The organism is Halorubrum sp. Hd13, assembly GCF_002252755.1.
GTDB lineage: Archaea > Halobacteriota > Halobacteria > Halobacteriales > Haloferacaceae > Halorubrum.
The window spans coordinates 16,621-39,014 of sequence record NZ_NHOY01000122.1 but is presented as its reverse complement, the minus strand read 5'-3'; the positions used below and the strand labels follow the sequence as shown (position 1 = coordinate 39,014).

20 protein-coding genes are annotated in these 22,394 nt (G+C 64.7%); 9 read left to right on the top strand and 11 right to left on the bottom strand.

All coding sequences use genetic code 11. The annotated features are described in order from the left end of the window. The first annotated feature begins 115 nt into the window (after positions 1–115). The 7 genes from DJ81_RS17435 to DJ81_RS19480 all read left to right on the top strand — a co-directional run bounded on the left by DJ81_RS17435 (position 116) and on the right by DJ81_RS19480 (position 12,369). Entirely contained in the window at positions 116–1,321 is a 1,206-nt protein-coding gene (locus DJ81_RS17435; protein WP_094590830.1) for a DNA repair exonuclease, read from the top strand. Beyond that, positions 1,318–4,494: an AAA family ATPase gene (locus DJ81_RS17430; RefSeq protein ID WP_094590828.1), complete on the top strand. Its 3,177-nt coding sequence runs from the start codon at positions 1,318–1,320 to the stop codon at positions 4,492–4,494. Before DJ81_RS17435 ends, DJ81_RS17430 begins: the two co-directional genes overlap by 4 nt. 2 nt (positions 4,495–4,496) lie before the next feature. Further along, positions 4,497–5,870: a DNA double-strand break repair nuclease NurA gene (locus tag DJ81_RS17425; RefSeq protein ID WP_094590825.1), complete on the top strand. Its 1,374-nt coding sequence runs from the start codon at positions 4,497–4,499 to the stop codon at positions 5,868–5,870. Beyond that, the gene (locus tag DJ81_RS17420; RefSeq protein WP_094590823.1) at positions 5,867–7,726 is read left to right on the top strand and encodes an ATP-binding protein; all 1,860 of its coding nucleotides are present in this window, start codon (positions 5,867–5,869) and stop codon (positions 7,724–7,726) included. The genes DJ81_RS17425 and DJ81_RS17420 overlap by 4 nt, the downstream gene beginning before the upstream one ends. A gap of 175 nt (positions 7,727–7,901) precedes the next feature. Then, positions 7,902–8,804 (top strand): DUF2797 domain-containing protein, encoded by a 903-nt coding sequence (locus DJ81_RS17415; protein ID WP_094590821.1) that lies wholly within the window; start codon positions 7,902–7,904, stop codon positions 8,802–8,804. Then, positions 8,801–11,539, top strand: coding sequence for a Piwi domain-containing protein (locus tag DJ81_RS17410; protein WP_094590818.1), 2,739 nt, complete (start codon positions 8,801–8,803; stop codon positions 11,537–11,539). Before DJ81_RS17415 ends, DJ81_RS17410 begins: the two co-directional genes overlap by 4 nt. A gap of 23 nt (positions 11,540–11,562) precedes the next feature. After that, on the top strand, positions 11,563–12,369 hold the full coding sequence (locus DJ81_RS19480; protein WP_212589854.1) for a hypothetical protein: 807 nt from the start codon (positions 11,563–11,565) through the stop codon (positions 12,367–12,369). 16 nt (positions 12,370–12,385) lie between these two features. Here the strand turns inward: DJ81_RS19480 and DJ81_RS17400 are convergent, their stop codons facing one another. The 11 genes from DJ81_RS17400 to gatB all read right to left on the bottom strand — a co-directional run bounded on the left by DJ81_RS17400 (position 12,386) and on the right by gatB (position 20,664). Continuing rightward, the gene (locus DJ81_RS17400; protein WP_094590816.1) at positions 12,386–12,718 is read right to left on the bottom strand and encodes a hypothetical protein; all 333 of its coding nucleotides are present in this window, start codon (positions 12,716–12,718) and stop codon (positions 12,386–12,388) included. Between the two features lie 88 nt (positions 12,719–12,806). Continuing rightward, on the bottom strand, positions 12,807–14,219 hold the full coding sequence (locus DJ81_RS17395; protein WP_094590814.1) for a ThiF family adenylyltransferase: 1,413 nt from the start codon (positions 14,217–14,219) through the stop codon (positions 12,807–12,809). Then, entirely contained in the window at positions 14,216–14,806 is a 591-nt protein-coding gene (locus tag DJ81_RS17390) for a Mov34/MPN/PAD-1 family protein (protein WP_094590812.1), read from the bottom strand. The genes DJ81_RS17395 and DJ81_RS17390 overlap by 4 nt, the downstream gene beginning before the upstream one ends. Continuing rightward, a complete protein-coding gene (locus tag DJ81_RS17385) occupies positions 14,803–15,294 on the bottom strand; it encodes a hypothetical protein (protein WP_094590810.1) in 492 nt (163 codons plus the stop codon). The genes DJ81_RS17390 and DJ81_RS17385 overlap by 4 nt, the downstream gene beginning before the upstream one ends. Before the next feature lie 2 nt (positions 15,295–15,296). Beyond that, the gene (locus DJ81_RS17380; RefSeq protein ID WP_094590808.1) at positions 15,297–15,581 is read right to left on the bottom strand and encodes a ubiquitin-like domain-containing protein; all 285 of its coding nucleotides are present in this window, start codon (positions 15,579–15,581) and stop codon (positions 15,297–15,299) included. Between the two features lie 498 nt (positions 15,582–16,079). Continuing rightward, entirely contained in the window at positions 16,080–16,523 is a 444-nt protein-coding gene (locus DJ81_RS17375; protein ID WP_094590806.1) for a hypothetical protein, read from the bottom strand. A 31-nt stretch (positions 16,524–16,554) separates the two neighbouring features. After that, positions 16,555–17,277 (bottom strand): nucleotidyltransferase domain-containing protein, encoded by a 723-nt coding sequence (locus tag DJ81_RS17370; RefSeq protein ID WP_170938359.1) that lies wholly within the window; start codon positions 17,275–17,277, stop codon positions 16,555–16,557. 533 nt (positions 17,278–17,810) lie between these two features. Then, positions 17,811–18,254, bottom strand: coding sequence for a hypothetical protein (locus tag DJ81_RS17365; protein WP_094525012.1), 444 nt, complete (start codon positions 18,252–18,254; stop codon positions 17,811–17,813). A gap of 80 nt (positions 18,255–18,334) precedes the next feature. Continuing rightward, complete coding sequence (locus tag DJ81_RS17360; RefSeq protein WP_249269155.1) at positions 18,335–18,898, bottom strand: GNAT family N-acetyltransferase; 564 nt, start codon at positions 18,896–18,898, stop codon at positions 18,335–18,337. Next, positions 18,895–19,143 (bottom strand): ubiquitin-like small modifier protein 2, encoded by a 249-nt coding sequence (locus tag DJ81_RS17355; protein ID WP_094528151.1) that lies wholly within the window; start codon positions 19,141–19,143, stop codon positions 18,895–18,897. Before DJ81_RS17355 ends, DJ81_RS17360 begins: the two co-directional genes overlap by 4 nt. 33 nt (positions 19,144–19,176) lie before the next feature. Further along, on the bottom strand, positions 19,177–20,664 hold the full coding sequence (gene gatB / locus DJ81_RS17350; RefSeq protein WP_094525010.1) for an Asp-tRNA(Asn)/Glu-tRNA(Gln) amidotransferase subunit GatB: 1,488 nt from the start codon (positions 20,662–20,664) through the stop codon (positions 19,177–19,179). Positions 20,665–21,033: 369 nt separating this feature from the next. Between gatB and DJ81_RS17345 the strand changes: the two genes are divergently transcribed. Continuing rightward, a complete protein-coding gene (locus DJ81_RS17345; protein WP_094590803.1) occupies positions 21,034–21,729 on the top strand; it encodes a phosphoribosyltransferase in 696 nt (231 codons plus the stop codon). Positions 21,730–21,739: 10 nt separating this feature from the next. After that, positions 21,740–22,381: an HD family hydrolase gene (locus tag DJ81_RS17340; protein ID WP_094528147.1), complete on the top strand. Its 642-nt coding sequence runs from the start codon at positions 21,740–21,742 to the stop codon at positions 22,379–22,381. The last annotated feature ends 13 nt before the right edge of the window (positions 22,382–22,394 follow it).

The following is a 22,394-nucleotide window of genomic DNA, read 5'->3' as shown; positions in this document are numbered from 1 at the left end:
TTTTAGGAACAGAATAATGCTCTAAACACATAGTTTTATATTCCGTGGGGTTGACACTAGGAGTAGAGATGCTTCCGGCCAAGCAAAAGTCCAAACTGGAGAGGTGAAAGATCGAATGACGACGAAGATCCTCCACGTCAGCGACACGCACATCGGTTATCAGCAGTACCGAAACGCGATACGAAGAGAGGACTATCTGGACGCGTTCGAACAGGCGCTACAGATTGCGCGCGGCGAACACCCAGCCCACGACAACGAACCCGTGGACGCAGTCCTACATACCGGCGACCTGTTCGACGACCAGCTCACCAGCTTTGACGATGTCTTCGCGTGCCACGAGGCGCTCTGCCGACTCCGGGAGACGAATATCCCGTTCTATGTCATTGTCGGGAACCACGAACTCAGGCGGAACACGGACTTCGTAGACGAGTTTGCCCTCACTGGCGACGCGATTCGCCTCACCCGCTCGCCGACCGTCCTCAACGACGAGGTTGCCCTGTACGGCATCGACTCTGTCCGGGATCCCGACTGGGAGGACGCTGACTTCTCGCTGGAACCCGCCGACGAGGGGCTCGTTCGGCTCGTCGCGATGCACCAGCTGTTCTCGCCGCCGATCGAACCGATCGACCACGAGGCCTCCAACATCATCGACCTCGAGCCGGTCTTCGACCGTTTCGGAACGGAGGTTGACGGCGTTGCGCTCGGAGACTGTCACGAGCGAATGGGCGACACCTGCCGCGGCGTGCCCGTCTGGTACCCGGGCGCGACCGAGCGGACGGGTCGTGACAAACCCCAGCCGTCGGTCGACCTCCTGACCATCTCCCGGCAGCAGGAACCCCCGATCGACCGGGAACGCCTGCTGCTCGATACCCGCGAGTTCATCGAGATCGACATCGAGTTCGGCGAGTCCGACACGTTCGATCTGGTTGAGCGGCGTGTGGCGGAGAAGGGGCCGATAGAGGACGCAGTGGTGTTCGTGGATGTGAGCGGTGCCGATAACGGGGTGACGAAGCAGGAGATCCTCGACTACCTCCATGACCGCGACGTCGTCCACGCGGACGTGACCGACGAGCGGGTCGTCGAGGCTATCGCCGGCGATCTCGACGACATTGACACCGAGAGCGAGATCGACGTCGACGCCGAGTTGGACACCGCCGTCGGCGAGCTGGACATCGGCGACGAGGCCCGGGAGATCGAGGAGATGCTGCGCCACGCGGATCCCGACCTCGCGGACACGCGTCGGCGCACGAACGCAAAGGAGCGATTCCGCGAGCTGGCGGCGGAACGGTTCGAGGACACCTCTACGGAGGGAGACGCATGAACTTCGAGCGACTCACGCTGACCAACTTTCAGTCTTACGACGAACTGGAGATCGAGTTCGGCGAGGGACTGACGCTGATCTACGGCCCCAACGGCGCCGGGAAGTCGACCATCGCCCGCGCGCTGTACACGACATTATATCCCCGTCACGGACGAGATCGTATCGGGGCGCACGATTTGGTCGACCTGATTCAGGACGGCGAGGACAGCGCCTCCTCCGAACTCGTCTTCAGCGTCGGCGACGACCGGTACCAGATCACCGTGGACGTCGACCGGAAAAGCGACGGCGGGGCGAGGGCCAGCGCCGAGATGACCAACCTCGAGACCGGCGAGACCTACTCGGAGAAGTCGACGGAGATCGAGGAGAAGGTCACCCAGCTGTTGGGGATGAACTACGAGGCGTTCGCCAACAGTACCTACGCCCAGCAGACGGAGCTGAACCGTCTGATTGAGGCCTCTCCGGGCGACCGCGAGGAGATTCTCGACAACTTGCTCGGTTTGACCGCGCCCGACGACTACGAGGAGGACATCAACGAGGTGTCGAAGCCGGTCGAGGACTGGCTGGAGGACAAACGGTCGCAACTTTCGACCGTCCGCGACGACATCGAGGATCTCGAGGCAGACGACCCGAAGGCGACCCTGCAGGCGAAGACAGAGGAGATCGAGGATCTCGAGGGTCGCATTGAGGAACTGGAAGGGGGGATCGAGGAGGCCCGCGAGCGACTCCGAGACATCGAGGACGACATCGACGAGCACCGCGATCGCCAGTCGGAGTTGGACGACTTGACGAGCCGGCGTGACGAGGTCGAAAGCACCATCGACGACCTCCAGTCGGACATCGAGGGGCTGGAGGAGGAGATCGAGCGATGCGACGAGGACATCGAGGAAAACCAAGACCGCATCGCCGACCTTGACGAGGAGGCCGACGACTTCGACCTGACCGACGAACAGGCGGCCCGCAAGGCCGTCGACCATTACGAGGACGAGTACGACGACATCAGCAGCACCGTCGAGCAGGAGCGTGCCAGCGTCGAGAGCGCAGAGGACGAGGTCGACCGGCTGAAGGAGGAACTCGATGGCCTACGGGACGAACTCCACGACGCCGAGTCACGTCGTGAGGCCCGCGAAGCGGAGGTCGAAGATGCAGAACGGGCGCTCGAGGACGCCGAGACGACGCTTGAACAGCGTCGCACCGAGCGTGACGAGGTGCTCCGGGACTACCTCGATGTCACGCCGGACGAGGTCGATGAACCGGAGGAGGCAGTCCGCGACCGCATGGACGACCTCCGGGACGAGAAGTCCGACTTCCAGACGGAGCGGGAGACCAAGCGCGATCGCAGGTCGCGCCTTGCGGACGAGATCAGCGACGCCGAGGACGAGCTGGCCGACGCCCGCGAGCGGCACGAGGACATCCGCCAGAGTCTGGAGGGCGACGTGGACGATCCCGAGGCGGCGTTCGAGGCGGCCGTTGAACGCGCCGACGAGGCGGCATCGAGCCTCGGATTCTCAGTCACCGCCGAGGACATCGATACGGTGTTCACCGGGCGGCTGCCGGACGAACTCGAGGCCGCGCTCGACGACCACCGTGGGGCGGCCGAAGACCTCGCCGACGCACGTGAAACGGTAGGCCGAACGACGGCACGCGTCGAGGATCTCCGGTCGCTCGCTGACGGGGAGTGGCCGCTCGACGGGGGCGAAATCGGGGCCATCCACGACTACGGCGACCACATCGATCGGCTGGAAGCCGAGCAGAGCAGGGCACGGTCGGCTGCCGATGCGGCCCGGGACGACCTCGATACCGCGGAGGTGCAGCTCGACCGGGTGCAAGCAGTCGCCGAGGCTCTCTTCGAGGCCGCTAGCTTCCGGGCTCTCGCCGACGTAACCACCGAAATCGCCGAACTGGAGGCGACCATCGACTCGGCCCGAGAGGAGCGAGCCGAACTGAAGGGGGAGGTCGAGGCGCTGACTGAGGAAATCGGTGGCCTCGAAAACGAAATTGAGGCCGGCGACTCGGCGCTCGATAGTATCGACGAAGTCGAAGATGCCGCCGACAAGGTCGAGGTGGCCGAACGCGCCGTCGACGACGCGCGTGAGGAACTCGCCGATGTCGAGGGCGAGATAGACGGGCTGGAGAGCGACATCACGGACAAGCGGACGGAACTCGGCGAGACCCGCGACGCGGTCGAGGAGGCCGAGACGGCCCTCGACGACGCCGAGGACGAACTGGACAGCGTCGAGACTGCCCGGGACGCCGCCCGCGAGGCACGCGACGCGCACAACGAGATCGAGACGCTGGAGAGCGACCGAGAGGGGCACCGCGAACGGCGCAACGACAAGCGTGAGCAGCTCGAATCCGAGCGCGATGACTTGCAGGAGATCGAGGGCGAAATCGAGGAGGTGGAGGAGGAACTCGGCGACACGACGGAAGAGGAACTGCAGGAACGGAAAGAGAAAATCGAGGGAGTGGTCGACGACTTAGAGGGGCAGCTCGAGACCGTCCGCGGGAAGCGCGACGACGCGCGGGATGCCAAGACCAAGGCCGAAGATCGACTCGAGCGGCTCCACGACAAGCGCGACCAGAAGGCCGATCTTGAGGAGAGGATTCAGTGGGCCAAGTCCATCCTCGATGACTTCGAGGCAATCACCGACACGTACGACGAAGTACAGACGCGGATGCGCGAGCGCGTTCTCGACCGCCTCAAGCATCACACGAACAAGGTCTTCCGCGACCTGTACCAGAACAGCACCTACGAGGCTGTCGACATCGACGAGGACTACGACCTCCGGCTGGTCAGTGGCAGCGACACGGCGCGCGATCCCCACAAGGCGAGCGGGGGCGAGGGCGTACTCGTGACGATCGCCCTTCGGGCTGGCGTCTACCGCGTCCTCGCCGATCAGGCGGAGGGTCGCGACGACCAACTCCCGCCGTTTATCCTCGACGAGCCGACGAACCACCTCGACGAGTCGCACATCGACCAGCTGGAGGAGGCCGTCGACAGCATCCGTGACTGGAACGTGCCGCAGGTGTTCGTCGTCGACCGCTACGAGGGACTCGTCCAAGACGCCGATCACCGCATCCACGTCGAGATGGACGATGGAGACGGCGGATCGACGGTCGAAACCGATCCCGAGGTGGGCGATGACCCTGAGAGCGCCGAGGCTGGGGGTGACTGACGATGGCGTCCCACGACGCCGTCTCGGCGCTTGAGGAAGTGTTCCGCTACATCGACGAGAATGCGGACGGGGACGACGACGTCCCGGACGCCGGGACGCTGTTCCGCGATCACATGGCTCGCGATGGTGGAGAGGTCGAGTCACTCGAGTCGCCGCGCGTCTACCGGGATCCGGCTGGTGACCTCGCCGACGGGACGCTCTTCGACTGCTGGTACGGCATCGACGCCAGCACGGTTCCGCCCAAGAAGTTCCGCAACGGAATGGTCATGTCGGCCGCCGTGGCGAGTGGTGGGGCCCTCGGAGACTGCGACGAGGAGGTGGAGGAGTTGGAGACTCTGACTGCGGCCGTTCACGCCCAGTTCGACGACCTCGACTCGCCGGTTGACCTGATCGACGGCGACGTGAGCCTCACGCTCGTACCCGTCGAGGAGGCCCCGGCCCGGAGCGAACTCGACAAGTGGGTCGGCGCGTCCGCACGCGTTCCCGCGGAGTGCTGGCACAGCGAGCGGCTGGCAGAGCGAATCGACGGCCCCCTCTTCGTCGACGGGAGCCTCTACCCGATGTCCGTGCTCCCGTTCGTCAACATGTCTCGGACGAGCCGCGGCCCGGACGACTCGATCGCGTTTGAGGAGGTCGAAGAGATGGGCCTCGCCGCCTCGGCCATCCAGTCTCGCGTCAACGCGATCGACACGCTGGCAAGCCGAGGACTGCCCACGCTGGGGTTCACCAAGACGCTCCGCTCGGACGATGTCGTCGAGGCGCTGTCCAGCAAGACGGAGAGGGTCGAAGACGCCCCACGGATTCCGTGGGACGACGACTCGCAGTTCGTCTCGGCCCTGCTCGCGGACGACGAGCCCGACCACCTGACGTTCACATCGTGGCTCGTCCGCTCCCATCAGCGCGTCTACGGCACTGATCTCGAACCGCTCGCCGGGTTCAAGATGCCAGACGGGCGGGAACCCCGCGACTTCAGGCGGGCGTTCTTCTTCGTCCGACTTCCGGACGACATCGTCCTCCGGGTTGAGGCGCCACTGATGCTGGTGGACGCGAAGGAGAGTCGGTTGCGCCTCCAGCAGCTCGCGCTGGCCCACATCGCGGAGGCCGGCGACGTCCCGTTCGCAATCAAGCGTGCCGACGACCGGGCACGAATCTCCCGTGAGGCCCGCCGGCACCTCGTGGGGCTCATCCGCGGCACCGAGGAAGTCGGTGACTACAACACCGACCGGCGGTGGGGCTTCGACAACGGACAGAGCCTCGCTCGAGAGCCGGACATCGTGGCCCCCGACGATGACTCGGCGCAGGTCGACGAGCAGGGGATGGACGAATCGCCCGCCGAACAGACTGCCGACACCAACGAGACTACACACGAACAATGAGCGACAGCGACACCGACGAGGACTTCGACCAGTTCGTCGACCGAATGAGCGACCTCACTGAAAACGACTCAGCGCAAAATAGGGCCGGCGAGGAGGAAGGCGATGGGTCGGTCGCCCTCGAGTTCGCGGGCGGGCCTGAGACCCGCGGGCTCCGGACGACCGCGACGAGCGACTCCCTCGGACACGTCACGGCGAGCGAGGGACTCAGCGTTCGCCGCGGCGATCACCAGATCATCGGCTACGTCCGGAGCGACACGCGCGACGCCCTGCGGCTCGGGGACTACATCCAGATTCCGTACCCGGGCCGGGAGAACGAGGCCCACGCCGAACTCCTCACGGAGGTCATCGAGATCGGCTACGAGCAGCGGGCTGACATCGATGACAAGTCGGACATCCGGAGGGGAATCGACGGCGAGACGATCGACGAACGTCAGTACGTGCAGGCTGCCGAACTCGACCCCATCGCCATCGTGGAGGGCACCGATGAGGACGACCTTGAGCGGTCAACGGTTGACCGAGTTCCAAAGCCCTTCACGCAGATCTACGAGGCAACTGGCGACGCGTTCCTCCAGACTGGCCTGAACCTCCCTGACAGCGGCCCGTTCGTCGGCCACCTCGCAGTCGGCGGCGAGCGGCATCCGCCGGACGACCCCCTCGCCTTCCAGCTCCCGGACGGGACGGGGAGCGCGTCGACGCCCGCAATCTACACGCACACGTTGGTGACTGGATCGACCGACGCGGGGAAGACCCACTTCACCAAGAACCTGTACCGCCAGCTGGCGACCGACCAGACGTACGAGATCGCGACGACCGATGGAGGCACCGAAGACCGCATGCTGGGCATGGTGATCATCGACCCCGAGGCCGAGTACAGCGGCCTCGGAGACGATCCGAACGCTGGCGACCTCCCGGATGACGTCCGGCGGCGTCTTGAGAGACAGGGAATCGAGGTCGGCGGAATCAACACGGGGGCGTGTGGTTTGCACGACCTCCAGACATTCGCGCCGGTCGTTGACGGGAAGACCACTCCCGCCATCAACAACATCCGGGAGTTCGGCGTCCCGTTCGAACTCGTGCGTTCGAACCCCGAACTCATCATGCCGTTCGATCCCGAGCCGCCGACGCGGGAGGCGATCCGCGATTGCATCCGCTCCTACTTCGCCGCCGCCGCTGCGCCCACCTACGACGGGTTCATCGACTACCTCAACGACAACGAGGACGCTCTCCAGACCCGCCACGACATCAACCAGAACATGTGGCGGGGGATGACCCGTCGGGTCGACAAGGGCTACTTCAGCGACGTGTTCGACTCCGGCACCCAGTCGCTCACCGACATCTCGAACGAGCTGTTCCAGCCCGGCCGTGTGACGGTCGTCCCGGTGAACCACCTCGGCGACCCTGAGGACATGGAGATGCGGCTGGTCGTGATGGCGATGCTGACCTACATCGTCGAAAACAAGCTTGCGACGGACGATCCCGATCCGAACGTCGCCGACACGCCGCTGCTGCTCGGACTCGACGAGGCCCACGAGTTCCTCGGCGACACCTCGACAGTACAGACCCGCTCGATTGTCCAGTCGTTCCGCCGGATCGCCAAGCGGGGCCGCAAGTACAACCTCGGGCTCGCACTGGTAACGCAGGAGCCGACGGACATTGACGACCAGATCCGGTCACAGCTCCGGACGCGGATCTACCTGCAACTCGAGGAAGAGATCGCGGAGGACGTTCCGATCCCCGGCCGGTACGCGCCCGAAGACCTCGCCACGTTCTCGCAGGGACAGGCAGTAATCAAGGCGCCGAACGTCCGTCCCGTCGAGATCCGAGGCCTCAATCACCCGGTGGTGAGACACGACTGATGAGCAGGCTAATGATCCCCATGCCGGTCGTCGCGGCCGATGAAGACGTTGGGGGAGCACACCCGGGACTAGAGAAATCCGGGCAACCTGAACTACATCCGTGTGTTTCGTCTGAATCGACGATCGAATCCTCGCCTCTGTTCACTCTACAGGAGCCGAAGGTCTCGAGGCCATAATGAGCGGGTATCAAGTTGGGCTCAACTCGTTCGGAGGTCAGCCGGCGGACTTCCCCCACCAGCGAGATGGGCATTTAGACCATCTCACGTGGTACAACGGTCGGCCTGCACTGCGGTTCTTCGGGTTCAACGACCCAGTCAACTGTGACGCACTGATCGGAGAGGAGATCCGGATCACGGTTCACGACGACCACGTCTGTTCGTCGTGCGGCGGTGATGTCGATCCCGATCGGGACGTTTGCTGGGACTGTGCCGATTCTCCGCCGATGACCCCTTGCATCTGGAATCCGGGTACGGAGTGCTCGTGGAGCGATTGCCCTTACCCGGAGTATAAGCGCGACGCGTGCGCCCACACGTTCGTCGTCTACCTCGTCGCCAAGGACTTGGTCAAGGTCGGGATCACCCGAGCCGACCGCAGGCAGGCCCGCTGGGCGGAGCAGGGGGCGACCCACGCGGCCATCATCGGCGAGTGCCACAACCGGAAGGTGGCAGGTATCGTCGAGATGTGCCTCGCGGAGGAGTACCCCTCGAAGGCCGACAGCTCGTGGTACGTTCCCGCCGATGATCCGGTCGAAGCACTGGTTGAGGCCGCCGCGGAGGCGGAGGGGTACTTCCCGGACAGGCTCGCGGGATGCTACACGCTCGACGACCTGAGCCCGGCCGAAATCCGGGAGCGGGTTGTCTCCGTTCCCGACAGGAGTACTCGGGTGATTGACGAGATCGTGGCCGGAACCTCGGAGCTGTCGAAGGGTGACCGACAGCGTGGTCACGTGGTCGGCGTCCGGGGGAGCGTCATCGCGACCGAGTCGTTCACATTCAATGCCAAGCTGCACGCCGGGACACGAGTCACGCTCGAAACGACGGGCGACCTCGCGGTACCCGAGGAGGATTCCAACACATGACTGACGACATCATCTTGCTGGAGGAGACCGACGTTCGGAACGATCTCGAGGAGTATCAGACGTACACCGTCGTGGTGACGGTCAAGAACACGTACAGCAACCCGGAGCAGGGCTCTGGAAATCACAAGCTGCAGTACATTGACGACACAGAAACGACGCGCTACCTCACCCTCTGGGCGAATAGCACACCCGAACCGGTGTACGACTTCGACTTCGAGCAGGACGCAACCTACACCCTCACCGAAGTCCAGTTTACCACCAACGAGTCGGGCGGACGGGTGTTCTACAACCTGAACGCGACCGAGGAGACGGAGGTCAGTCGCGGGCCGCCAGAGGACAAAAACACGACGAACCAATGTGCCGAAACGGACGCGTCCGGGGATTCGACCGCCACCGATGTCGTCACCGAGGAAGCCGTCGCAAAGGAGCAGGAGTCAGACCACACGACGGAGTCCCCCTCGCTCGACGATCACATCGATGACGCCCTCTCTGAAGTCCCCGCTCCGGCAACCACACAGACGGGGCATGCCCTGACCGCCTTTGCGAGTACCAGTCGTGCGGGCTCTCTGACGGTACACGAGTACGAGCTGGTGGCGGTCAACGGCTATCTGCCCGACGATGAAGAGGCCGCCCTCCGCGACACCTACAAGGCACGCCGGAAGATCGCGCGCCAGCACGACGACTGGCCGGTAGTTGCTGTCGTCGAACCGCTCACGCTGGTGGCCCTCGAGGAGATCGACGGGAGTGCCATCGACATCGACGACTTCCGACTCAAGGGGCCCGAGACGCGGTGCCTCGACTATGAACGACCGCAAGATCGCCAGACCCTCAAGGACTTCCTCGAGACGAAGGTGAAGCGCCAGCTCGAGGGCGACTACCGGACACGCCACGGCATTCACAAGATCCTCTCGCAGGAGCCGATCGTCGAGAGGGAGAACTTCCGGCTCCACGAGCGATACAACCTCTCATTCTCGGTCACTCCGGAGGGACGCCTCTACCTCTTCGTCGACTTCCGTCACAAGATCATCTCGGACTACAGACTCGACGAGGTCGACCAGTCGCGCCTCTACCGTGGGCTCCGGGTCAACGTGTCCTATCGCGAGTCGGGGAAGGGAGCGTATCTGGACGAGTTGCTGCCGGAACGGGCCACCGACTCGCTCCGTCGGCTGGGCAACCGGAGCGTCGTCCAGTACCACCGCGACGCGAAGCAGGTGTCGCAGGAGACCATCGACGAGTTCGAGCGTGCAGACCGGCGGGTTGTGCAGGTCACCAAGCAGGGCAGACTCAACACGGAAACCTACCCCCAAGAGCTGCTCGTCCTCCAGCCCCACTTCGAGAACCTCAAATCGTTCGCGCCCGCGTTCAACGAGGCAACTCAGGGGAAGACCCGACTGTCCGGGCAGCGGTGTCTGGAACGGAGCACCGAGTTCATGGAGGGTCTCGACCCGATCTCGCTTCAGGGCTCCGCCGTGGCGTTCGACCCGACACCGCTGTCGGAGAGCGAGACGTACTCAATCGAACGCCTCTTCGAGACCGACGCCGACATCCTGCAGTTCGGCGACGGTCAGTCTGGAGACCACCCGAAGCGAATCACCTCGAACTCCGTCTACCAGCCGCCCTCGGAGTTCAACGTCTGCATCATCCACCCCGACAAGGGGCCCCACGCGGAGCGGTGGACAAACCTCGAGCGGATGCTCTCTCGGATCGGCGCCGAGGCCGACGAGGTCGACCGCTACGAGTACAGTATCGACGACACGGCCGACGCGATCTACGGCGACCTCATTTACGACATCCCTGACGAGAACGACTACACTGCGGCGTGCGTCATCCTGCCGCCTGACGGGTTCAACCTCGGGGCGAGCGACCCGAGCGACATCTACCACGAGGTGAAGAAGGCCCTCCGGCAGAAGCACATCGACAGCCAGATGGCGCACATCGACACGCTGGCGGATGACAACGCACTCCCGAACATCGCACTCGGACTCATTGCGGCCGCGGGCGGCATCCCCTTCACCGCTGAAGACTCGATGCCCGGCGACGCCGACCTGTTCATCGGGATCGATGTCTCGCACCGCTACCCGAAGGACAGCGACGACCGCGTCCACATCGCGGCCTCGACGACGAGCATCTACGACGATGGGACGATTCTCGGGTACACTTCGGCGAACCCACAGGCGGGCGAGAAGATTCCGCCGGGCAAACTCAAGGACATCGTCCGGCAGGCGGTCGTCGGCTACAAGCAAGAGCGTGGAGAGTATCCGGAACACATCGTCATCCACCGTGACGGCTTCATGAACGAGGATCTGAGCCCAGTCGAAGACCTGCTCGCCGAATTCTCGATTACCTACGACATCGTAGAGGTTCGGAAGCAGTCGCCAGCACGTGTCCTCGATCTTGAAAACGGCAAAGCGAGCGTCCCTGACAAAGGGGTCGCAGCAATAAACGAGAGTGACGCACACGCCATCCTCTCGTCTTTCGGGAAACCCGAGTCACAGGCCACGAGCCAGTACACAGGGCTCCCCCAACCGATTCAGGTGGAGCGAGAGGCGGGCGACACGGACATCGGGACACTCGCCTCACAGGTGTACCTGCTCTCGCAGTCCCACATCGGCGCAATAAGTACGACCGCCCGGCTCCCAATCACGACCTACTACGCCGACCGAGCGAGCGAAGCGGCCGCGGAGGAGTACCTGCCGCCGACGTCACGGCTTCGGAAGAACATTGGATTTCTTTGATCACGACCACGGAGAATGACTCAATGGACGACGATGAACCGAACACATCTCAACTAAGATTCGAGGACGGAGAGATCGTTGAGCCCTCTTCCGAGGTAGGAAACCGCGATGAAGATCATATTGCCGGCCCGATCGAGCCCGGCGATCGAGCGGGATTCGTCGTTGAGGTGAAACCGGGGGCACTCGATGTGAACGGAACGCTCGTCGACGCCGTCGAGGCCCACAGTCACATTCTCGAATTTGGATCGCGGACACATGCCGAGAGTTACGCCCGCCAGCTGTCGACCTCCGGGGGGTCACTCCGTATTCAAGCCGCCGCTGAGAACGATCCAAGCGAGATCGACGCGTACCTACTTGCGGATCACAGTCCGTCGATCAAGGAGCCGGCACACGTTGATGGAGACACGTGGACATTCGACATCGGTGCAAATCTCTATGGTACACTCGGCGAGGCAATCCTGCTTGAGGTGCCCAAACCACACGCAATCCACTACTTCGTTCGGAAGGATCTGCCCCTTGACGAAGGCGAACTGGAGAACGGACTGAAGATCGACGTTCAGCCGGGGAGGTTCCTTTCAGTTGGTGAGGACGGGGGCCGGAATAACTGGGTGCCAGACTGCAAAGTGGTCGTGAGAGACGGACGGAATGGGCCGGTTTTGGAACGGTACTATTGTGAGATCAAGACAGGGAACGCATCCTTCAAACGGTCACAGATCGCAGCGATGGAGCAGCTTGCACGGGAGGAGCGCGTCCTCAAGATCCGGATGCTTATCGAAGAGTTGCCCGACCAATACTCCCTGCGAATTCACGAAGTTGAATCGCCGGCTTGACTGAGTCGGTCTTGACTTACTCTTCCTGTCGTGCGTTTGCGTCCGCGCCGAAGCTCTGTCGGGGCTGGTACCCGTACTCGCGGAGTAGCCCGTGGACTGCCTGCCCGACCTCATGGCGCACATCGGTCTCCCGGATTGCCGCCGCACGCTCTGTTTCGTCGGGGGCGCGTCCAGCGTGTTCTTCCGCGTCGCTCGCCATCTGCACCTCGTTACCCTCCTCGATCTGAGACTTCGCGAACGCGTCTATCGCGTCCGCGAAGTCCTCGTATCCACTGAACTCCTCGACCGCTTCATCGGCCGCTTCTTCGGCCTCTGCCATATGCTCCGCAACGTCGTAATCACGTGACATGAGGAGGACGATGAACAGCAAGCATATTAATCCGGTTGGTGTGCTGTCGCCTGATTACCTCATTCGCGCCGTTCAATTGGTTTGTCAGTCACTCCCCTGACCCAGTGAGGTGTTCGAACCGAGTTCCCTCGATGGCGTCCCGATGCACCTTAGGGTACTCCTCTGGGCAGAAGGGACACTCATCGTCTCCGCCGGGGATGTACTGCATCACCGCACCGATGCCGTCCAGATCAGTCAATGTCCGGACGAGGGCAACGGGCTTGGCGAACGGATAGTTGTCAAGCGGGAGTTTTGCCAGTTCGGCGGCCACGAAGCACCCTGCCAGAAACGACGCAAAGGGGAAGGCAGCGTCCGGCCCTCCGTCCTCCGCACTGTCACCAGCTGGGGCCTCGCCCGCAGCACAGGCCGCGTCCGTCTCGGCCGTGTCGGGCGGGAAGTGGCACAGAAGGCACGGCTCCTTCAGCGGTATATTCCGACGGATGAACACGTCTGACTGGCCCGTGGAGGCGTGTACCATCAGTGGTGGGCGGTCGTGTTGGATACTGCGGCGGACACCCCGCTCGTTCGCGAGCGGAAGGACGACATCCGCAGCCTCGGGATTGCTCGCGGTGAACGCGTCGTAGTCGCCCTCGAAAGGGTGGATGTCCATGTGGTCGGCGAGGAATTCGGCCGTGGCTTCCACCTTTGAGGCGCTCTCGATTGCGTGGTCGGCGGTGAACAATGGCGAGCGGTTGAGGTTCACCAGCTCTACTGGGTCGAAATCGACAAGCTGGAGGGTGCCCTCGACCGGGAGCCGCTTGAGGAAGTACGCGGCCGCGGAACCAACTGATCCCACACCGACCATCCGTACCGTGCCGAGGTCGATCGGCGAAGGGAGATCAGGGGTGGTTGGCTCAACGCACGCCTCGTGCGCCTCGTGGTGGAACGCGTCGTAGGTGACAGCCTCGGTGAGGGCAGACTCTGCCGCCCCGACGGCGGTCTTGAACACCTCTGCGCCCCCGAGGCAGGCGGCCACGGCGGGGCCTACAGGGTTCTCGTCTCTGCTGGAGACTGGCTCCACGGGCTCGTCCCGTACCACGCGGGCGAGCCAGCCACCGCCGTCGAGCCGGATTACCGGCGTTGCTCCCGCTTGGAGGTCGGCGTTGCCCACGGCGACGATGCAGTCGTACGCCGAGGGATCTGGGGCGCGGGTGCAACTGAAGCGGCCGTGGGGATCGGCGGCCCGCATTTGCTCGACGCACTGCTCGGCCAGCGTCGGTGCGGCCGGTGCGAGTTCGTCGTCGGACGGGACGGGGGGGAAGTCCACGTCGACGTTCCGGGCAAACCGACTGAGGAGGTTCAGGGTCGTCCGGGCGGCGACTCGGCCGGCGTACGTCGACAGCACGTCGCGTTCGCCAGTGACGAGGATTGCCGTGTCTCGATAGTCCGTCCCATCGCTCAGCCGGTTCGTCCGGTCGTCACGAGCGGCGTAGAACTCGTCCGGTGGTGGCAGTGTCGTCATTGGTCTCTGGTGTCGATGTAAGATGGTGCCGAGGGGAGTGTCTCGACCCGCTCATCAATCACCGAGGCGTCCAACTCCACGAAGTCGCCGTCGTGGTACACGTGGACGCCGCAATTGGTGTAGGGGCGGACGCCACCTGCAGCGTAGTTCGGGACGACAATCGAGAAGTACCCCTCGTGCGGGAGCTGGGCGGCCTCGCTGTCCAGCTCGGAGTGGCTCGTTCGTTCGCCGGGGTGACTGTGGACAGTGGCTACCAGTTCGAGGTTGTGGTCGTGGACGGCGTCTATCACCGCCGCGTTCGCCACCGGGGAGACATCGTACGATCCGGTGGTCGTGGTGGCCTCTGGGACGACGACCGTGAGTGCGGCCTTCGTTGACTCGTCCGGGAGTGACTTTCCTGCCCAGTAGACGACCCCCTCGTGATCTTCGTGAGGGGGCGAGTGGCTTCGAAGGCCTCGCTGCGTCTCCCTACAGACTTCCTCCGTGACGAGGAGCCGCGGCGGGGCCCATCCGTCTTCTTGAGGATCGTCGTTCTGTGCCGTGAAGATTCGGCGAACTGCCGTTCGGAGGGACGTGATGAGGTTCATCGTTGACCGTCGTACCGTCCCTGATACCGTTCCGTATCGCTGATTCGGTGGTAGATGTCGGCGACAATGTCGCCGAGAGTGGTCAGATTCCCGGCGTCGGACTGCCAGTCACCGACCGTCCAGTTGTTGTGGAGGTCGGTGTCATCGTCGTACACCCGTCTGTTGTACTGGTGGCACAGGACGGGATCTTCAGGCCCGTCGTCGAACGCGATGAGGAAGGGGTTCTTCCCCCTGTCGTCGAAGTAGGCCTCGTAATGACCGACCTCGCCCGTCTCGGGGTGTACCATCTCCACGTATGGTGGCTTCTCGTCGTATCCGGTGCATTCGAACCGGACGACGTACTCTTCGTCGTCGACGGGACTCTGCATTCGCACCTCGACGGTTAGCGCGTCAAGATCGGCCTCGACCTCCCAGCCGTTCGTCTGAGCCAGTTCTCTGACGTCTGCGAGCTGTCGCTCGACCAGTGCCCGGGTGACATCCGCCTGCACGCCTAGACGCCCCGCTCTTCGTTGACGAGGGTGACCGTGTCGCCGTCGAGGTGGTACCGAGCGAGTGGCTTTTTGCGGTCGAGTTCGCCCTCGTTGGGGTGGACGAACGTGGGGTCGTCCGGGTCGTAGCCGTACGTCTCGGCGACCTCCTTGGCGGCTTCACCCACCTTGGTTCCCTTCTGGAACTCGAACTCCTGACTGTCGCCACGTCCCGACTTGACGGTGAACGTGACGGTCGATGCGCCTTGATCGGTGCCGCGCTCGGCGGCGTCGTTAGGTTCACTCATGGTTGCGAGTGGTTGCTGACTGGAGCGCGGCAGACGCAGGTTTCAAGACGAACTCCCGCCCACTTGGAAGTGGGCAACTGGAGTCGCGTCGCGTCCACCGCGGCGACTCTGCCCGCGTCACGGGCCCGCCGACCCTTCCACAGAACGCCGGGCACGTGACGCCGAACTTGTCGTCGTAAGCACCAACTGGTCTTCTTCGCCGACTGATTCCGCCTCCTTAGGCGTTAGCAGACGGTAGGCACTGGGGCGACTTTAATCTTGGGCTTTGGAACACTACCTTGTTCCTAATACACTAATTTGATTCTGCGACGAGTTCCAGAGATGTGTGGTTGCGGTATAATGTTGTCCCAAGGTCGTTGCTCGCGCAAGCGTGGGCTCTGTGGCAGGTCGCTGTCGAAGACGTGAAATTTGTAGTCACAACAGATCGGGACGAATAGTTGGAAAACGCGTCTTCCTACGGCGCGGCGAATAAACGACGGCTGGAAATCCGCTCGCTCGTCAGCAGATACAGTCGTGCGCTCTTCCGGCGATCCTCGGAACGTGGTCGTGCATACACTCCGCGTACTCCAGCATCGCCGCGGCCTGTTCGGCGGTCGCACGTTCCTGCTGATAGTACGTCCCGTTGCGGTGGTTCTTCCAAAGTTCGACCAGTTCGGCTTTCGTCGACTGAGAGAAAACGCCGGTCTGTGCCCCGTACTCAAAGGTATCTTCGTGAGATTGCATATCGTTCGACTCCACCAGTCCTTGGTCAACCACGTGAAATTGTACCGTCCGCTCAAGTGCCGCGAACGATCCTTCGACCACCAACGTGTGGTGTCGGTCGATGTCCTGTAACTCTTGAATGCCGTCCAAAATGCGACACGCTTTGCGTAGTTGCAGGAGCGCATCGTCCTCAACATCGAGTCCCGGTTCTATGGTACCGCGTCGGTTGAACGCTTCCACGACGGCACTCAACTCGTCGCTACATGGATCCTTATTGCCCATCTCCGATCATCTTGACGGCATCGGCGCCACCCAGCGCCACATCCTTCACCCGCTCCAACGCGTCGGAGTCCTCGATTACAATCCCCTCGCCCAGCACGTCGTCAATGCCATCGTCTTTCTCGCCGTGACTCACAGCCGACTTGACGGACTCGACCAGCACCTCGAACTCGTATCGCTCGCCCGGCTCGCCAAATCGCTGCTCGCCGAGATCGACGGCGATGTCGGTCGCTGTGCGCCGTGCCTGCAGAAGATTGTCGTCGTTATCGACCAGCATCCAGATGTCGATGTCGGACTGCCGGTCGGCCTCACCGCGTGCGACGCTCCCAAACACGACCAGCGCCGAAAACGACGGCACCTCCTCCTGTGCCCGTTCGGCGAATTCCCGCACTGGTTCGCGGAACTCGTCCTGTGGCAACGCGAACACCGGTTCGTCCGGGATCGTCACCTGTTCGCGGTTGAGACTGACGTTCCGACTGCGCCCGCTTTCGTCGACACGGACGATCCCCAACTGCTGGAGCAGGTCGACCGCACGCGTGGTCGTCTTCGAGCCGTTATCCGTGAGTCCGCGAAGTTGGCGCACGGTGAACTCCCGAAACGGATTGCGGATCAGGAGTTCGAGCACGTCCTCCATCGCTTCGTACCGGAACACTTGCTCCTCTCCAAGTGGAAAGGGGACGTGCAACTCGACAGACTGGTTACTCTCAGTGTCCATATACACTAAAAGTGTCCAATAAGGTAAATCGTTTTTGCCACCCTCTTGGCTTTTTCTCCGACACCGCTGCAGCGCCCGGATCGCCATTGAGTTCCACTCGGACAACGAAGTCGTGTTCTGGGAGGTCGACACCATGGCCGGGGCGCCATACGAGCAACGAGGGCTTTGTCCGCTCAACGTGGCGGCGAGGGCTTTCCCAGCTGGCTCGGAGGGGCACAGCGACGAGATCGTGGATAACCGAACGAGCAGTGACGACGATACGGATGCTACTCTCGGGGGTTAGGGCACGCGCCGAGTGAAAAAACGTGCCCGACGAACGAGAGCAGGTGACTCCGGCTACAAAGTGGTAGTCACAACAGATCGGGAGGAATAGTTGTAGTACTCGTCTTTTCCGCTCATACGTCTCCCACCACGGATCGCGGTCGGGCGTTCGTCGAAACCGCGGGCGAATCGGCGTTCATACCCGGAACGAGGAGGTCGACCCGGAAATGGACATCGGATGCGAGCTCCCCCCGATCGGACGCGGGCTCCGGCTACTCGTCCGAGCGCCGTACCCGCGCTATCACTCGTTTGATCCGCGACGCGACCGCGGCCAGCGGTCCCCGCCCCGTCGACTCCGCCGCCGTCGCGGACTCCGACTCGGACTCGCGGTCGGGCTCCGATCGGTTCGCGACGATCGTCTCGTAGTTGTCGATCACCTGCTGTCGCTGTCGGTCCTTCGACTCGACGGTTCGTTCGAGCGCTTCGACCTCCGCTTCGAGCGCCTCCATCTCGGCCCTGAGCGCGTCCACCTGCTCGTCGAGCGCTTCGCGTTCGGCCGCGAGCGCGGCGACGCGGACGCGGTGGTGGTAGCCGGGACGGCGGTCGCTCGCCGAGCCCACCGACGCGGTTACTCGAAGCCGCGGACCGTCCTCGGAGTCCGCCGTCTCGACGTCGGTACCACCGGACGTCTCGGATGAGCCGGATGTAGAGGGCATTCTTGAGTGAGATATGTGTACACATACCACGTAGAAAAAGGTCAGTCAGCCGGGAGTCGGACGCGCCGCTTGCGGGCGGTTCACGACCGGTCGCGCCCGTTCACCGGCACCCGTCCCGCGAGGCGGTCCGAACCCCGGCCCGTGGCGTCGGTAGCGGCGTCGACGGGCCGGACGGCGAATCCGAGTCCCTCGTAGAACCCCCGGAGACCGGGGTCGAACGCCGCGGAGACGACCGAGACACCGGCGTCGCGCTCGGCGCGCCGGACCGCCGCGGCGACGAGCGCGGAGCCGACCCCGCGACCGCGACGCGCCCGCCTGACGGCCACGGCGTCGACGCGGAGTCGCTCCGGTTCGGGTCGCGTCGCGACCAGCGCGCCGACGACCGCGCCCGTCCGTTCGAATCGGGCGACGAGCGCGTCGCCGGCGTCGATCGCGGCGTCGACGACTTCGGGGTCCGTCTCCAGCATGGCGGCGTCGAGCACGCGGAGGACGTCGAGCCGGTCGTCGGGGTCGGCGGGTTCGACCGCGAACCCGCCGGGGGCCGTCGCCGCGGTGTCGCCGGCGCCGTCCGCGTCGTCTGCACCGTCCGCGCCGTCCGCGTCGTCTGCACCGTCCGCGCCGTCCGCGTCTCGCTCCCCGCTCACGCGCCGTCGTTCGCCGCGGTCCGGTCCCTCGCGTCGCCGTCCGTCGCGCCTCCCTTTACCAGTCGGAGCAGCCGGACCTCCTCGGCGTCGACGACGCGGTCGCCGGGGACCGGCGAGCCGTCGACGAGGGCCGACGCCTCCTGCGGGTGGTATCCCGCCTCGCGGATGAGGTCCGCGTAGGTCGCGTCGGCGTCGAGGTCGACCTCGCGGGTCCCCTCGCCGACGACATCGACGGCGACGTTCATCGGCGGAGCGCCTCGTCGGTGGTACGCATTCGGTTACCCGTCAAGCCGCTCGCGGAGCAGCCCGTTCACCTGCCCGGGGTCGGCGCTGCCGCCCGTCGCCTGCATCACCTGACCGACGAGGAAGTTGATCGCGCCCTCGTCGCCGTCGTGGTAGTCGGCGACCGCGTCCGGGTTGTCGTCGATCGCGGCGTCGACGGCGGCCTCGACCTCGCCGGAGTCGGCCACGCCGAGCCCCTCGCGCTCGATGACCGTCTCGGGGTCCTCGCCCGCGTCGAGCATCTCGCGTAAGACGACCTCCTCGGCGTTCTTGACGGTGAGCTCCTCGGCGTCGACCAGCTCGATCAGGCGCGTGAACTCGTCGAGCCGGTCCTCGACGTCCGTGATCGCCATCTCTCGGTAGTTGAGCTCGCCGAGCAGGTTGTCGGCGACCCAGGTCGCGGCGAGGTCTGGGTCGAACGACTCGGCGACGTCCTCGAAGAAGTCCGCGACCGCCTTCGTCGAGGTGAGCTTCGAGGCGGACTCGCGGTCGAGCCCGTACTCCTCGCGGAAGCGCTCCCGCCGGGCGTCCGGCAGCTCGGGGATCGGGATCTGCTCCTTCCAGTCCGACACCTCCAGCGCCGGGAGGTCGGCCTCCCGGAAGTAGCGGTAGTCCTTCTCGGCCTCCTTCGAGCGCATCGAGACGGTGACGCCGCGCGACTCGTCCCAGTGGCGCGTCTCCTGTTCGATCTCGCGGCCGCGACGGAGCACGTTCTCCTGTCGGGTGACCTCGTACGCGAGCGCCTGCTCGGCGCCCTTGTGGCTGGAGATGTTCTTCACCTCCGCGCGGTTCACGTCCGCGAGGGCGTCGTCGGTGATCGCCCCGTCGTCGGCGACCCGGTCCGCCGGGACTAAGGAGACGTTGGCGTCGACGCGCAGGCTCCCGTCGCGGGTCGGGTCGAAGACGCCGAGATATTCGAGGACCTCCTCCAGCTTCGCCAGGAACGCTCGGGTCTCCGCCGGCGACCGGAAGTCGGGCTCCGTGACGATCTCCATCAGGGGCGTCCCGGCGCGGTTGTAGTTCACGAGCGTGTGCGTCGCCGACTCGATGGAGCCGCCGGCGTGCTGGAGGCTCCCGGGGTCCTCCTCGAGGTGCGCGCGGGTGATCCCGACGGTCCGCGGTTCGCCGTCGACGCGGACCTCGAGCTCGCCGGACTGGCAGATCGGGGCGTCGTACTGGGTGAGCTGGAAGTTCTTCGGCAGGTCGGGGTAGTAGTAGTTCTTCCGGTGGAACGTCGTCGTCTCGGGGATGTCGGCGTCGATCGCCTTCCCCACCTTCACCGCGGCCTCGACGGCGGCCTCGTTCAGGACCGGCAGCGCGCCCGGGAGCCCGAGGCAGGTCGGGCACGTGCGCGTGTTCGGTTCCTCCTCGTCTCCGGGCTCCGTCGAACAGCCGCAGAAGATCTTCGTGTCGGTCTCGAGCTGGACGTGGACCTCCAGCCCGATCACGACCGTCCGCTCCTCCGTCGCGGCCTGAGTACTCATTACCGACCCGTTGCGGGCGGGCCACCTAAATCGTGTCGGGACCGATACGTCGTGTATTACCGCCGGAGTTGGGTGGATTCCGGCGTTCGTGGCCCCTTTCTCTCCGTCGTTCCCGTCGGTGGAGCGGATAACACCTCCAAAGCTCCGGTCGCACGGTTATAAATCGTTGATTACGGACCGACGGAGAACACCTCCAAAGCCCCAGCCTCGTCGCTCGCGCGTGCTCCTCGCGGCCGCCGAGGGCGGCCACTCGGAGGCACGCGCCACCGCAGCGTTTTCCGAGTGAACCGCGCCGAAGTGCTCGCCTCGCTCTCCTCTCCGGCGGCGTTGCTAAACCCTTATGAGCGCGCGGGTGGGAGGAACGGCCGTATGAGCGACCTCCCGGACGACTTCGACTGCACCCTCACCAACTGGGAGTACATCTACGGGCTCTGCCGCAACGTCTCGAACGCGGTGAAACGGGCCGACTTCGAGCCGGACATGGTCGTCGCGCTCGCTCGCGGGGGCTGGTTCGCGGGGCGGTGCGTCTGCGACTTCCTCGGGCTCAACGACCTCACGAGCCTCAAGATGGAGCACTACGTCGGCGCGGCGGAGAAGACCGACGAGCCCCAGATCCGCTACCCCATGCCGGAGGGGAGCGTCGACGGGAAGAACGTCCTGATCATCGACGACATCGCGGACACCGGCGGCTCGATCCGCCGCGCCGAGGAGTACGTCGAGGACCGCGACGCCGCCGAGATCCGCACCGCGACGCTCCAGCTGCTCGGCACCTCCGAGTTCCAGCCTGACTTCGTCGGCGAGCGGCTCGAACAGTGGACGTGGGTCGTCTACCCGTGGAACTTCCTGGAGGACATGATCGACCTCACCGAGGGCGCGATGGAGCGCGCCGACCGGGACGTCTTCGACCGCGAGGATCTCCGCCACTACCTCGACGAGTACCACAGCATCGGCCGCATCGAGATGGAGGTCGCCCAGCCCGGCCGCCTCGACGAGGTGCTCGACGAGATGGTCCGCCGCGACGTGGCCGCGCCCGCCGGCGACGACGCCTGGACGCTCGCCGAGTAACCCCCCCGCGATGGCCGGAGACGACCCGGAATCGGACGCTGAGCCCGCGATCGACGCCCTCCTCGACGCCTACGCGCTCAAGGACGAGCGGCGCACGGGCTGGCAGCTCCGCGGCGTCGGCGACCCCGAGTCGGTGGCCGCGCACGCGTGGGGCGTCGCCTACCTCGTCTTGGCGCTCGGCGACCGATTCCGCGAGGATCTCCCCGGGCTCGACCTCGACCGCGCGCTCCGGCTCGCCGTGGTCCACGACGTCGCCGAGGCCGAGACGGGCGACGTCGCGACCCGGGCCGACTCGACCGCTGACTCGGCGGATCCCGCGGCCAAGGAGGCCGCCGAGCGCGAGGCGATGGCCGACCTCGCCGGACCGCTCCCCGACCGCGTCCGCGACGCGTGGGAGTCGTACGAGGCCCGCGACTCGCCGGAGGCGATACTGGCGAAGGAGTGCGACCTCCTCGACGTCTGCCTGCAGGCGGTGATCTACGAGCGCGGCGACCGGTACGACCCCGCCGACGGCGAGCCGGACGCGTTCCGCGAGTACGACGACCTCGACGAGTTCTTCGCGACGACAGAGCCCCGCCTGCGGACCGATACCGGCCGGGCGCTGTTCGCCCGGCTCCGGAATCGATACCGAACAGCTCGCGACGAGGGATAGCCCGACGGTCGCC